General features: G+C 36.6%; 16 protein-coding genes. 8 read left to right on the forward strand and 8 right to left on the reverse strand.

Annotated elements, in window-relative coordinates; translation table 11 throughout:
* Nucleotides 1-42 precede the first annotated feature (42 nt).
* On the reverse strand, nt 43-942 hold the full coding sequence (locus AEQU1_RS00800) for a UbiA family prenyltransferase (protein ID WP_111878008.1): 900 nt from the start codon (nt 940-942) through the stop codon (nt 43-45).
* Between the two features lie 93 nt (nt 943-1,035).
* Here AEQU1_RS00800 and AEQU1_RS00805 point away from each other — a divergent pair, with 93 nt between their 5' ends.
* Genes AEQU1_RS00805 through AEQU1_RS00830 form a run of 6 tightly spaced genes read left to right on the forward strand, consistent with a single transcriptional unit; the run spans nt 1,036 to nt 5,115 of the window.
* On the forward strand, nt 1,036-1,914 hold the full coding sequence (locus AEQU1_RS00805) for an ABC transporter permease (RefSeq protein WP_111878010.1): 879 nt from the start codon (nt 1,036-1,038) through the stop codon (nt 1,912-1,914).
* Between the two features lie 53 nt (nt 1,915-1,967).
* Nucleotides 1,968-2,231 (forward strand): DUF3098 domain-containing protein, encoded by a 264-nt coding sequence (locus AEQU1_RS00810; protein ID WP_111878011.1) that lies wholly within the window; start codon nt 1,968-1,970, stop codon nt 2,229-2,231.
* Nucleotides 2,231-3,016, forward strand: a complete 786-nt coding sequence (locus tag AEQU1_RS00815; RefSeq protein ID WP_111878013.1) for an undecaprenyl-diphosphate phosphatase — start codon at nt 2,231-2,233, stop codon at nt 3,014-3,016. The genes AEQU1_RS00810 and AEQU1_RS00815 overlap by 1 nt, the downstream gene beginning before the upstream one ends.
* Nucleotides 3,016-3,705: a tRNA pseudouridine(55) synthase TruB gene (gene truB, locus AEQU1_RS00820; protein ID WP_111878015.1), complete on the forward strand. Its 690-nt coding sequence runs from the start codon at nt 3,016-3,018 to the stop codon at nt 3,703-3,705. Before AEQU1_RS00815 ends, truB begins: the two co-directional genes overlap by 1 nt.
* A 44-nt stretch (nt 3,706-3,749) precedes the next feature.
* Nucleotides 3,750-4,499 (forward strand): hypothetical protein, encoded by a 750-nt coding sequence (locus AEQU1_RS00825; RefSeq protein ID WP_146743694.1) that lies wholly within the window; start codon nt 3,750-3,752, stop codon nt 4,497-4,499.
* Between the two features lie 46 nt (nt 4,500-4,545).
* Entirely contained in the window at nt 4,546-5,115 is a 570-nt protein-coding gene (locus AEQU1_RS00830) for a DNA-3-methyladenine glycosylase I (RefSeq protein ID WP_111878018.1), read from the forward strand.
* Here the strand turns inward: AEQU1_RS00830 and AEQU1_RS00835 are convergent, their stop codons facing one another.
* The 6 genes from AEQU1_RS00835 to AEQU1_RS00860 all read right to left on the reverse strand — a co-directional run bounded on the left by AEQU1_RS00835 (nt 5,116) and on the right by AEQU1_RS00860 (nt 9,959).
* Nucleotides 5,116-5,463, reverse strand: a complete 348-nt coding sequence (locus tag AEQU1_RS00835; RefSeq protein ID WP_111878019.1) for a hypothetical protein — start codon at nt 5,461-5,463, stop codon at nt 5,116-5,118.
* 161 nt (nt 5,464-5,624) lie between these two features.
* On the reverse strand, nt 5,625-5,960 hold the full coding sequence (locus AEQU1_RS00840; RefSeq protein ID WP_111878021.1) for a tetratricopeptide repeat protein: 336 nt from the start codon (nt 5,958-5,960) through the stop codon (nt 5,625-5,627).
* Between the two features lie 140 nt (nt 5,961-6,100).
* Nucleotides 6,101-7,849 (reverse strand): agmatine deiminase family protein, encoded by a 1,749-nt coding sequence (locus AEQU1_RS00845; protein ID WP_111878022.1) that lies wholly within the window; start codon nt 7,847-7,849, stop codon nt 6,101-6,103.
* 82 nt (nt 7,850-7,931) lie between these two features.
* Nucleotides 7,932-8,570 (reverse strand): leucyl/phenylalanyl-tRNA--protein transferase, encoded by a 639-nt coding sequence (aat, locus tag AEQU1_RS00850; RefSeq protein ID WP_111878024.1) that lies wholly within the window; start codon nt 8,568-8,570, stop codon nt 7,932-7,934.
* Nucleotides 8,571-8,668: 98 nt separating this feature from the next.
* Nucleotides 8,669-9,046: a DUF3127 domain-containing protein gene (locus AEQU1_RS00855; protein ID WP_111878025.1), complete on the reverse strand. Its 378-nt coding sequence runs from the start codon at nt 9,044-9,046 to the stop codon at nt 8,669-8,671.
* 37 nt (nt 9,047-9,083) lie between these two features.
* Complete coding sequence (locus tag AEQU1_RS00860; RefSeq protein WP_181566704.1) at nt 9,084-9,959, reverse strand: flavin reductase family protein; 876 nt, start codon at nt 9,957-9,959, stop codon at nt 9,084-9,086.
* A gap of 98 nt (nt 9,960-10,057) precedes the next feature.
* Here AEQU1_RS00860 and AEQU1_RS00865 point away from each other — a divergent pair, with 98 nt between their 5' ends.
* On the forward strand, nt 10,058-11,212 hold the full coding sequence (locus AEQU1_RS00865; protein WP_111878029.1) for a HAMP domain-containing sensor histidine kinase: 1,155 nt from the start codon (nt 10,058-10,060) through the stop codon (nt 11,210-11,212).
* Between the two features lie 3 nt (nt 11,213-11,215).
* A complete protein-coding gene (locus tag AEQU1_RS00870) occupies nt 11,216-11,557 on the forward strand; it encodes a hypothetical protein (protein ID WP_111878031.1) in 342 nt (113 codons plus the stop codon).
* Here AEQU1_RS00870 and AEQU1_RS00875 read toward each other — a convergent pair.
* A complete protein-coding gene (locus AEQU1_RS00875; protein ID WP_111878032.1) occupies nt 11,547-11,942 on the reverse strand; it encodes an HIT family protein in 396 nt (131 codons plus the stop codon). The genes AEQU1_RS00870 and AEQU1_RS00875 overlap by 11 nt on opposite strands.
* Between the last annotated feature and the right edge of the window lie 2 nt (nt 11,943-11,944).

Below are 11,944 nucleotides of genomic sequence, written 5' to 3' on the forward strand. Positions count from 1 at the left end.
TGGCAAATTTAAGGTTTATTGGAAGAAGTAAAACCCTATAATTTAAAAATTTGGATGCAGTAGATTTCCTGAATAAAGCACCCAAATCATTGACAGAATTGCTGCAACATTTATGGCAATTCCGAAAATTTTCATTTGTGGAACGGTATACGGTTTGTCTTTGAAAAAGATAAAAATATCCAAAATCAGCCAAAGTGAGAAAGCAGCCAAAAACGAAGATAGCATCCAATCATCAAACCAAAATTTTAAGATATATACTTCAAATAAAAGCAGAAATAACATTAGAAATTTGGCTTTTTTTCTTCCGATTAATACCGCAGTAGTTTTCTTTTTAGTCAGAATATCGGGCTCAATATCCATTATTTCACCCGCAATGTGCGCTTGAAAAGCAAAAAGCGTGAGATAAAGCAAAGTTTGCCACGGAATCATTTGTAAGTCATTCAAAAGAATGCTAAAAAGCGCTGTAAAAACATAGCCCACTTGCATTAAAATATCGAAGGGCGGACGCTTTTTAAGTCGGAAGGGTTTGTAATTGTAAACAATATTTAAAACAATCATAAACAATAACATAATAAATAATTCACCGCCACCAACATATGAGAAATAGGCCAGAAAGGGTACAGTTACACTAAGAATATACCACGGAACCGATTTTAATTCTTCTTTACTGAAATTAGCGCCAAATAAATAATTGCCTTTTCGTGGATTTAATGAATCTGCTTTTCCATCGGTAAAATCGTTTAATCCGTAAACCAAGAAATTCAAAGGAAACGTAACATAAAATAGACCCACCCAAAAAAGTGGCTTTTCCCAAAAGTTTGAAGCTAATTGGAACGGAACCAAGTAAATCCATATTGTTGGAAACCAAAGTCCCGGTCGGGAAATTTTCAGGTATTTAAGTAGGTTTTTTATGATATTAATAATATTTAAGGCGCTCCAAATTTAATCTTATTATAACAAATTGGAAACTTTCAGCGTTGTTTAACACAAGATGCAAAATTACTTGTATTTTTACGGCAAAATTCGGCAAACCTTATGAGTTCTTCTTTTGAAAAATATCAAAAACGCAGATTAATTTCTTCCTATTTTTCAGTAGTTATCAGTATTTCGCTGGTACTTTTCCTATTGGGGTTATTAGGATTGCTGGTTTTAAATTCAAAAAAAGTAGCCGATTATTTTAAGGAACAAATTGCCATAACCGTTTTCTTAAAAGACACAGCCAAAGAGGTTGAAATCACTCAATTAAAACAAAGTTTAGCTTTGGCGGAATATACAAAATCAGCAACTTTTGTTTCAAAAGAAGAGGCTGCAAAAGAACATTCTGAAACTTTAGGTGAGAATTTCATTGAATATTTAGGTGATAATCCACTTCAAAATAGCATTGATGTTTATATTTTGGCAGATTACGTAACGCCACAAAAAATGGAAGAAATAACCAACGAACTTAAAAGCAAGGGTTTTGTAGATGACGTAATTTATGACAAACCTTTAATTGCGCAGCTAACTGAAAACGTACAGCGCATCAGTTTTTGGGTATTAGTAATTAGTGGAATTTTCACTTTTATTGCAGTATTATTAATAAACAGTAGTATTAGACTTTCCATTTACGCTAAACGATTTACGATAAAAACAATGCAAATGGTGGGCGCTACCAAGAAGTTTATTCGTCAGCCCTTTGTTTGGAAAAGCGTTCGTCTTGGAATAGTTGGAGCTGTTGTTGCAATGATAGGAATGGCTTTGGTTTTATATTACCTCAACGAAAGTTTCCCGCAATTACAATTATTAGGCGACCCCGTTTTGCTAACAGTTCTATTTGTTTTTATACTTTTAATGGGCGTGATTATTACTTGGATTAGTACTTTTATTGCCACACAGCGCTTTTTGAATTTACGCACGGATGATCTTTATTATTAAATAAAAAATATCATCCTTAGCTTGCTGAAGGATGAAACTACAAACTTTTAATTATGGGAGAAAAGAAACGAAAAGAAGAAATAAAAACAGAATTTGTTTTTGATAGAAAAAACTACAAATTCATGCTTATTGGCATCGCCTTTATTGCTCTGGGTTTTATATTGATGACCGGCGGCGGAAGCGATGACCCCAACGTTTTCAATCCTGAAATTTACAATTGGCGCCGCATTCGTTTAGCCCCAGCAATGGTGCTTTTGGGATTCGCCATTGAAGTTTACGCCATTTTATTAAAACCGAATAGCAAAGAAGAAAATTAGTGGATACATTACAAGCTATTGTCCTTGCAGTTATTGAAGGTTTAACAGAATTTTTACCCGTTTCTTCAACCGGCCATATGATTATCGCTTCTTCCTTTTTCGGGATTGCAGGCGATGATTTTACCAAACTTTTTACCATAGTAATCCAGCTTGGAACTATTATGAGCGTTGTGGTTTTATACTTTAAACGCTTCTTCCAAAGCTTGGATTTTTACTACAAGCTTTTCGTCGCATTTCTTCCAGCCGTATTTTTAGGACTACTTTTGAGCGATTTTATAGATAGCCTTTTGGAAAACCCAATCACTGTTGCGGTTTCATTGATAATTGGTGGATTTATTCTTTTAAAAGTGGACGATTGGTTTGGCGATGGTGAGCAGACAGAAATTTCATATCTCACTGCTTTAAAAATTGGTTTCTTCCAATGTTTGGCAATGATACCCGGTGTTTCACGGAGTGGCGCGAGTATTGTGGGCGGTATGAGTCAGAAACTGTCGCGAACTGTGGCCGCTGAATTTTCTTTCTTTTTGGCAATCCCAACGATGTTGGGTGCTACCGTGAAAAAAAGTTACGATTATTACGAAGCAGGATTTCAAATTTCTTCTGAACAAGTAAATTTGTTAATAATTGGAAACGTTGTTGGTTTTGTTGTGGCTTTGATTGCCATAAAATCATTCATCAACTATTTGAGCAAACACGGCTTTAAAATATTTGGTTACTATAGAATTATCGCTGGAGTCTCAGTTTTATTGATTCACTTTTTTATTCAAGAACTTACAGTAATTTAATGACTGAAGAAGATTACAAAGAAGGCCAAGTAATTTTAATAGACAAACCTTTGGAATGGACATCATTCCAAGCGGTAAACAAAGTGCGGTGGTTAATTAAAAAATCCTTCGGAATTAAAAAAATAAAAGTTGGACACGCCGGCACACTTGATCCTTTGGCAAGTGGGCTCTTGATAATCTGTTCAGGAAAATTTACCAAAAAAATAGACACTTTTCAAGCGCAAGTTAAAGAATACACCGGGACTTTTACAGTGGGAGCCACCACGCCCAGCTATGATTTAGAAACCGAAATTGACCAAACTTTTGATATTTCAGAAATTACTTCTGAAAAAATAGAAGAAGCTACAAAACATTTTTTGGGTGAAATTCAGCAACAACCGCCAGTTTTTTCAGCTTTAAAAAAAGATGGAAAACGATTGTATGAATTTGCCAGAAACGGTGAAGAAGTTGAAATTCCATTTAGAACAGTTACCATCTCAGAATTTGAAATTACAGAGATTGATCTTCCGAAAATAAGCTTTCGCGTGGTTTGCAGTAAAGGCACTTATATTCGCTCTTTGGCTAATGATTTTGGAAGGGCTTTGAACAACGGCGCACACCTTTCTGCCCTTCGAAGAACAAAAATTGGTTCTTATTCTGTTGAAAATGCAGTTGGAATTGAAGCCTTTGAAGCATCACTTCCAAGTTAAAATAACGCTAATACCATCTTAATTTTTAGCGTTTTTGTGGAATTTTGCGCAAAATTTCGGTACTTGCGATAATGAATTTCAATTATTCATACAGAGCTTTCCTCATAACCTCAATGCTTACTGGCATTTTGGTCTTATCACTATATAGCATTAAGCTGTCAAAGGAAAAGGTGGAAACCAATGAGGAAACGTATGATGTAGTTATGGCTCCCGAAGAATTGCTTCCCGAAGATCTCGCAATTGCAGACCTTACGCCCGAAATAGTAAAAGTTGAAACCAATCGCGCTTACAACGAAGCCGAAAAATTTATTTCTTCCATAGAAAACGATGAGCAAGAAATTACGGAAACTACCGAGGGCAAACTTCAGGAAATGAACGAAGCTATGGAGAATTCAAAAAGCGAAAACGGCAGTGGAACTTCAGTAATTACAAAACCTGAAAAGAAAAAAAAGCAGAAATTTTCTAATAGTGAAAGCGGGAAAGAAGGCGAAGCTGTTGTGAAAAGCGGCAATAGAAATACCACCATAAGTTATCAATTAATAAACCGAAAAGACATGGATCTGCCCAATCCGGTTTATACTTGTTACGGTTCTGGAAAAGTTGTAATTAATATTGAAGTCAATAATTTAGGCAAAGTAGTTAAGAATTCTTACAACAGAGCCGCTTCCACCACTTCCAATGAATGTTTGATAGACGCGGCTTTGGAATATTCCGAACAAGCGCGTTTTAATACTGATGCCTCAAAAACGAAACAGTTGGGCACGATTTCATTTAATTTTCCGGGTCAACAGTAAACAAATATTCAGTACAGCATCTTCACAGTCAATAATAGATAAAGTTATGAAATCAGAAAAAGTGCGCTGTGGGTGGTGTGGAACCGATCCACTCTACGTTAAATATCATGATGAGGAATGGGGTGTGCCTGTGAAAGACGATAAAACCCTATTTGAATTTTTAATTTTGGAAACCTTTCAGGCCGGATTGAGCTGGATAACCATTCTTCGGAAACGAGAGAATTTTAGAAAAGCCTTTGATAATTTCGACTATAAAAAAATCGCTAAATACGATCATTCAAAAATTGATTCTTTACTTCAAAATGAAGGGATTATTCGAAATAAATTGAAAGTGCACGCTGCTGTTACAAACGCCAAACATTTTATGGAAGTTCAGAAAGAGTTTGGAAGTTTCAGCAATTATTTTTGGGAATTTGTGAACCATAAGCCTATTAAGAATATTCTGAAATCACACAAAAATGCTCCTTCAACTACTGAGCTAAGTGATGCCTTGAGTAAAGACTTAAAGAAACGTGGATTTAAATTCGTGGGTAGCACTGTTGTTTATGCACATATGCAGGCAACTGGAATGGTTAATGACCATATTGAAGATTGCTTTCGCTATCACGAAGTGTGATTATTTCAAAAAAGAAATGTTTTCAGAATTAATAGGATTTGAAGCAGCAACTGCCTTTAATGCCTGATTGTACTGATGAGCAAGTTCAGGATCTGTGTTTTTTTCTTCAGCAAATAATTTTTGGAACCAAGCCAGTGCCTTTCCGTATTCACTTTTGAAATAGTATGCCGTAGCCAGTTTTTTATAAATGAAAGGTGTGCCGTAGCCCTCTACAACCACTTGTTCATATACACGAACTACATCAATATCTTTATTAACGTCTGTTTTGTGCTGACTGGTTTGCGAAAAAGAAACTGTTGAAATACTTACAAATAATAGAAGAGCAACCAGATTTTGCTTAGTAATCATTGGGGATATTGAATTTAAAACGAACGCTTGCCGTTTTAGCGGGATTGCTTTTGTTCGTGAGGTTTGTTATTCAAAAAACTTAAAAAGATCCAATATATTGCCAACCCCGAAAAATTTAACAAATCGGCGTTTTTCTTATTCAACAGAAGAATCTATTCACTTTAGATTTTAACTACAGCGGCTGAAGTTTTATTTACTTTTACAGCTTTCAAGGTTTGTTGGTAACGCTGCGCGATTTCAGGATCTGAGTTTTTTTCGGCTGCAAAGAGTTTTTCGAACCATATTAAAGCTTTGTTGTATTCATTTCTGAAATAATACGCATTCGCCAAATTTTTATAAATAAATGGCGTGCCGTAGCCTTCCTGAACAACTTGTTCGTAGACGCGAACCACATCAATATCTTTATTAACGTCGGTTTTGGTGTTGGATTGTGAAAAGGAAACGGAAGTGATTCCTGCAAATAGCAGGAATGCAAGTAGGTTAGACTTGAATTTCATTTGGGGCTAATTTTTTAATTACAAACAACTGCAGTATTGTAGGTTTACAGTTGATTGTGTAGGTTAACATTGTAAAAAAACAAAAAAATCCACAATAAATTGTGGATTTTGATAGAAATTTTATTTCCTAAGCAAAAGATTTACAGCTTAATAACCTTTTTATGAATCTTTCCGAAGTCACCTTCAAAAGTAATAAGCAATGTTCCTTGCCAATTTTGATTAAGGTCTAATGTTATTTTTCCATTGCCATTTTCAACATTGGTTTCGTATAATTTTTGACCCAAAAGATTGTGGATTTCTACCTTTACAGAACCTTGAATTGCATTCATATTAAATGATACCTTACCAGTAGTTGGGTTTGGGTAGGCTGCTGAAATATGGTTCTGTGCCCATTCATCCACTGAAAGATTTTCAACCTGAATGGTCCAATAACCTTCTGGCGCTACTATGGGACGATTCAATTCCTTCCCAGAAAAGGCTTTGGCCCAAATGTAATATTCAATATTTCCTGGTGTATTTGGGATAGTCAAATCTGCGGTCCAATAATCGGAATTTGAAGGAGACATTTCAATTTCGTTGTAAATAAGGGAGCCCTCTTCCCTCCAAAAAACCTTGGCTTGTTCCACCAATGAAATATGTTTTATAAAAGCATCTATAGTTACCGTAGTGCCGGCATTAGCTTCATCAATGGGTTGATGAACAATCCAAAGTGGCTCTGCAACTCCAATGGTATGCGTGATGCAATGAATAGCTCCTTTTGAATTAATTAAATTTTCCCCGGTATTGTCCACATCTATTCCCACTACATTGTACCCTGGTAACATTTCTTGATATTTTGCAAGCGCAGGCCCATCAACATCTGGTCTATAGATTGGAACCATAATAGTTTTATTTACGAAAACAGCATTACTATAAGTATTGTATGGCCCGTTAGTGTCAGGATAATGTCCTGTGGTACTTGGAGGCGCATCAATCCATTCTATATTGTATGGGGTGCCAAAAGGAGATTGAAAATTGTCTAAAACATACTGGATATTCGCTTCAATTTGGGGACCATCAGCCACTCCGGGAGGATATTTGCTAACTAAAATTGTTTCTTCGTCAAGCAATTTCATGTGCATATCAATATGGTGAATAACGTCATATGGCAACGTATTCATTTTTACAAAACGATTGATTCCCATATATTCTTGCATAATTCCATCAATCTGGGCTTCGGTTTTAACGCTTACTCCGTAAGGATTTCCAGCAGCATTTTCATTCAAAATTAAATCTGAGGCAAAGGCGTTACCCAATCCATCACTCATATAGTTGCCGCCAGTGTTTACCAAATCATTGGTGCCAGAATTGGTTGTATAAAGCGGAATTCCTGCTTGAGCCGCATGTGCCACAGGCATTACATTGTCATTTGGGCGGGGACGGTTATAAATCCAATCAGTCAACGCAAGTTCGCCCACATCGTCTGAATAAATTGTGTTCCCGCCATAATCGCGAATCCAAATACTGTCCCAAGGAACATCTAGAAAAATTACATTGGTAAGGTCCACACCATTAGTGGTTAGGTAATTTGCCACTGAAGCTTCATTTTGTGTAGTTATTACAACTTTACATTCTTGAACTCCAGCTTGAACTATTTGCCGAAGGATAGTGGGATAGGAAGGATTCCAAGTAACTAAAAGATATTCCACCTCTTCCCATTCTGCTGCAGCGCGAACGGGACCTGATGGCGGTGCCGTTAGTCGCGGACTTGTAAACTGAAATTCCGAGACGAGTCCTTTTTCCGTTTCGGTGAGGTTGTGCGGAAGATTTTGTTTTTCCTGTGAAATAGCAAAAGCAGTTTGCAATGCCATCAACAATACCAAGAGGTATTTTGTGTAATATTTTTTCATCTGAATAGCGGATTGTGGATTACGAAGATAGGGGTTTAATTGATTTGATAAATATGCCAGAAAGAGTTTATTATAAAGAAAATTATTTAAGCATCACCAAAAACGCCTCTCTCTCAATCTCCTCGGCTCCTAAACTTTCCAAATGTGTATTATAAATCTGACAGTCAATAAACTTATAATTTTTATTTTTTATATCTTCTGCAAGATGATAAAAAGCCACTTTCGAAGCATCACTCACCAAGCTGAACATGCTTTCACCACAAAACACTTTTTTCTGGGGAAGATCCACTCCGTAAAGTCCGCCCACTAATTTATCTTTATCCCACACCTCAACTGAAACAGCGTTACCAGCTTTATGCAAAGCAATATATGCCCGTTGCATTTCTTCGGTAATCCAAGTTCCTGCTTGTCCTTTTCGCGGAGCAGTGGCACATTTTTTTATGACTTCAGCAAAATTTTGATTGAAAGTGATTTTAAATTTCTCACTGTTTAAAGTTTTCCGAAGACTTTTTGAAACCTTAAATTTTTTAGGAAACAAAACCATTCGCGGGTCTGGGCTCCACCAAAGAATGGGCTGATCATCTTCAAACCACGGGAAAATTCCAGAATTATAGGCAAGTAGCAACCGTTCCACCGAAAGATCGCCACCAATAGCTAGCAACCCATCAACGGTAGCCTCAGAAGTATTAGGAAACCAAAGTTGTTCAGTTAGATAATGCATTATTCAAAATTGGTGATAATTTTCACATAAAAAAACCTCGAAGAAAACCAATTTTTCTTCGAGGCCCTCAAAACCATGGGAATGGTTACCGCCCTTAATTAAAAGGGAAGATCGTCGTGTTCTTCTTCGTTAAAATCGTTAGCAGTTTCAAAAGCTTCAGCTGGTGGCATTGGTGGCATTTCGCCATTTCCAGCTGCTTGTGCTACATTTTCAACGCGCCATCCTTGTATGCTGTTGAAATATTTGGTTTCGCCCTGTGGGTTCACCCATTCACGCCCTCGGACGTTGATACTCACTTTTACGTCCTGCCCTACTTTGTAGCTGTTCAGCAAATCAGTCTTGTCCTGCACAAATTCAATCAAAATATGTTGTGGATATTGCTCTTCAGTAGTAATTACCAACTCACGTTTCCTAAAACCGTTGTTTCCGTAGGTTTTAGTTTCATCTATCATCTTAATTTTTCCTTGTAGTTCCATTTTCTTGCTTAATTATTTAATCTTTATTGTTTTCGTTCTATTTTTTGCTTAAAAGCACCTTCCAAGCCTCGTCAATTTTTCCTTCGCACAAAAAATCTTGCGCTTTCTTATGAATTTCTAAAGAATTGCCCTCATCTCGTAACCATTTCAATTCTTCAGAAGCATTTATAAAGATATTAATTTCTTCTGAATTTGGGAAATTTTCTATATTCCCCAACATACCCAAATCATTTCCTGTCAACACTTTGCTGTGGCGTATTTCTTCAGGAAGCGTATCCACGCCCATTCCGAGTGTTGTCAATGGTTTTGGAACTTCAAAAAGACCTTCTTTGGCACGACTGTACCAGTTGCCGCCAAGTCTTGAAACCGTATCGATTTTAAAAGGATCGATGGTTCCGTCTTCGCCTAGTATTTCTTCTTTTATGTGAATTTTCACCACTTCACAAATCACCAAATTTCCTGCACCACCTTCTGTACCGAGCGCAATAACTTCATTTACTTTACATTCCAATTGAACGGGAGCTTCTGCCACACGCGGTGGTTTTACCATTTCGGAAGTCAATTCTGTAAACCCCGCCTTTTCAAACTCGTTTACACCTTTTGCATATTCTGTGGAAGAAAGGGACATTTGCTGCACCATTTCAAAATTCACAATGTTAATAACTACTTCAGGCACTTCCAAAACATTTTCATAAGTATGCTTCGTGGTGTTGTCGCGACCACGTCTTGCCGGTGAAAAAACCAAGATTGGAGGTTTTGCACTAAAAACATTAAAAAAACTGAAGGGAGAAAGGTTCACGTTTCCTTCTTTATCTATGGTACTTGCAAAGCATATTGGCCTTGGCGAAACTGCACCCAAAAGGTATCCGTGCAGTTTTCCAGTAGATAATTCGTGTGGTTCTATAGAGATCATTACTTGCAAATGTACCCAAAGATTATAGCTTGTAAAAACTTGATTGTACAATAATATCAACATATTTGCTTTATATTTAAACTGGAAAAAATTTCTTTATGCTGCGGAAAAAAACGTTCTCCCGTTGGAGTTTTATTTTGGCTTCTCTTTTTATCATAAGTCTTATTTTGTGGAATACTTATATTTTCTTTATTCAATTAAAGGAAAACGAGCGCAAGAAAATGGAAATTTGGGCTGTGGCGCAGGAAGAGTTAGCGCAAAGTCTTGCGGGCGAGGGAAGTTCAGTGAGTGAAACGGCACTTACTATTATCCAAAGCAACAGCACTACGCCTATGATTCTTCATACACTAAAAGAGGACTTTTATGACGGAAGAAATATAGATTCCAAAATACTAAAAAATGAAGATGCCAGAGAAAAGCTTATTGAACGTTATACTTCAGAATACAAACCATTGGAAGTAAAGTATAATGACCAAGTGCTTTCGATAATTTATTTTGGAAATTCGCCCTTGATAAACAAACTGAAGTATTATCCCGCAGCCCTGATTTTGATAATTTTTCTTTTCATTTTAGCTGTTTATCTTTTTTACAAAACTTCCAAATCTGCCGAGCAAAATAGGCTTTGGGCTGGTATGGCAAAGGAAACTGCACACCAAATAGGAACACCACTTTCTTCATTGGTGGGCTGGGCCGAAATTTTAAAAACTGAAAATGTCAATCAGGAATATGTTGTTGAAATAGAGAAAGACATTTCCCGTTTGGAGACCATTACAGACCGTTTTTCAAAGATTGGATCAGTACCAAAGTTAGAACAGCATGATTTAGTGGAAGAAACAAAAGCTACTTTTTATTACTTGCAAAAACGTACTTCAAAACTTATAAATTTTCAACTTAACGTTCCCGAAAAACCAATTTATGTTCAAATGAATCCACAGCTTTTCAGCTGGACTATCGAGAATTTGGTGAAAAACGGAATTGATGCTATGAAGGGAAAAGGAAAAATAACCATCGCTATCGAGCAAAATTCAAAATATGCTTTGGTGCACATAACTGACACTGGAAAAGGACTCACAAAAAGTGAATTCCGTAAAATTTTTACCCCAGGGCACACAACAAAAAAACGCGGTTGGGGACTAGGCCTTTCACTTGCCAAACGTATTATTGAAGAATATCACAACGGAAAGATAAAAGTATTGAAAAGCGTTGTGGGCGAAGGTACCACTATGGAAATTTCCTTAAAGACTGAAAACTAAGTTATGAAGACCAACACATTACATACTGCCAGACTAAAGAATAACTGCCCCACTTGTTTTGGAACAGATGGCTTGGAAATTACCTTTACACAAGAAGAGAAAGAAACTCCATTCTTCAAAAAACCTGCACTCCAGATTGATGAAAAATTGTATTGCCACACCTGTAAAAACACCATTTACCCCGTAAATTGGACGGAAGACATTGATCGTGTCTTTGATTATAACAAAAAAATAGCAGAAGCCAATAAACAATATTTAAAGGTGAAACCGCTATTTTATATTTTAATTGTTGTGGCAATTGTTATTGTTGCCGCCGTGGTTTATTTTTTGATTCCTACGGTTTAATTTTTTCTGAAATTGCTTCGGCCAAAAATTCGAATTCCTCTGATGTCATTTTCACCTTTTTGGTAAAACGCATATCGTCCATTTCATTCAATGGAATTAGATGTACGTGCACGTGAGGCACTTCCAATCCTACAACGGCCATACCTACCCTTTTACACGGAACGGTTTTTTCTAAGCCTCGAGCAACTTTTCGGGAAAACTGCATCAATTGCAGATACATATGTTCGCCCATATCAAAAATCTTGTCAATTTCTTCCTTTGGAACACAGAGTGTATGCCCCTTTGCATTTGGGTTTATATCCAAAAAAGCGATGAAATTATCATCTTCCGCCACTTTGTAGCACGGTATTTCTCCTTCAATTATTTGTGTGAAAATTGATGCCATAA

Origin of the sequence: Aequorivita sp. CIP111184 (assembly GCF_900489465.1) — a bacterium.
GTDB lineage: Bacteria > Bacteroidota > Bacteroidia > Flavobacteriales > Flavobacteriaceae > Aequorivita.